We start from the raw sequence: 1223 nt of genomic DNA on the forward strand, positions 1-1223 counted from the left end.
GTCACTTCCTGCCAGGTCTGCCCCGGCTGCATAAGTGGAGTCCAGGAACTCATCAATGCTGGAACCGTACTGCACCTTGAACTGGTTCTCCATCTGGTGAACGACCACTTTCAGGCTGTATGTGGCATCCCGGTAACGGCGCAGGAACTGGTACGTATCATGAAACCGGGGATTTTCTTCCGGTGCTGGAAAGTCCTGTCCTTTACGCTTCGGCATACAGATCACCTCCTTCCTGACTTCCGGTTCCCGGATTTTCCGGTACTTGCGGGGGAAGATCCGGCAGTAAGATTTCCGGTGGTTCCATCTTGTGCATCCTTTTAGCCCGCTGTCCTGTCCTGCTCTCTTTCGGAAGGGCAGTGTTCGCCAGTACGGTTCGGTGCTGCTGTCCGGTCTTCTTTTCAGGCTCCAGCTTTGCAGACTCCGACCTGGGTTCTATGGTCAGCTCAAACCGGTAGTTTGCGGCTCCAAAGGGGCAGATAATATTTAGACCAATTACAGGTATACTATCCTTGCAGTCTGATAAAGGAGATAATATATACCTGGTCCGTGGACAGTGACAGCAGGAAATCCCTTGTGTATCCAGGAGTTTGGCGACTTTTTTGACCATGTAGCGGATGTGCGAAATTGGAACGCAGGGAATGGGATTTGAAACAGTAATCTGTTCATCCGTCACCGTTTCTGGTACGCACACAGACTCTGGTTCTGCGGGTTCCTCTGCAGGTGTTTCTTTTGGAATGTAAATCGGCAGTTTCATTTTCATGGCGATCTCCTCCTTGTCAATCAGTACGTCGCTGATGTTAAACATAATGGAAAGGTAATTGTTTAGGTATATCATGCTCCCGTGATTTCCACGGAAGGATACCAGGGTGATCAGGTTCATCTTCTCCAGCTTTTTTAATAGCCTTGAGACAGTAGGTTTAGAATGTCCCCAACGATCTCCCAGTGTCTGGAAGCTGGTCAGAGGGGAACCGGTATTATTCCGATAATAAACGACAGGGCCGGTGTCAGAGCAGAGGACAGACGGATCATTGTATACAGCGTGGATCCACAGGTCGAGCAGAATGTCCATCTCCGAGCATTTGCCTGCCTGGATCAGCTTGTGAGCTTTTCCAATAGGGAAAAAGAAGAAACCAGTATCCTTTTTGCAGGGATAATTGTATTTCAGGGCAGTATTATCATTCTGCCAGTCGGTAATCTGGAATTTGACCAGACGGTTTTTCTCC

Annotated in this window: 1 protein-coding gene and 1 pseudogene; both read right to left on the reverse strand. The window is 49.0% G+C overall.

The window, feature by feature from the left end:
* Positions 1–216, reverse strand: a pseudogene (locus B5E53_RS18625) (hypothetical protein); the annotation flags it as partial.
* On the reverse strand, positions 203–1223 hold a 1021-nt coding region (locus tag B5E53_RS19425; RefSeq protein WP_162611983.1), incomplete at its 5' end, for a helix-turn-helix domain-containing protein. The pseudogene B5E53_RS18625 and the gene B5E53_RS19425, both read right to left, overlap by 14 nt.

The organism is Eubacterium sp. An11 (assembly GCF_002161065.1).
In the GTDB taxonomy this organism is placed as follows: Bacteria; Bacillota; Clostridia; order Lachnospirales; family Lachnospiraceae; genus Anaerobutyricum; species Anaerobutyricum faecale.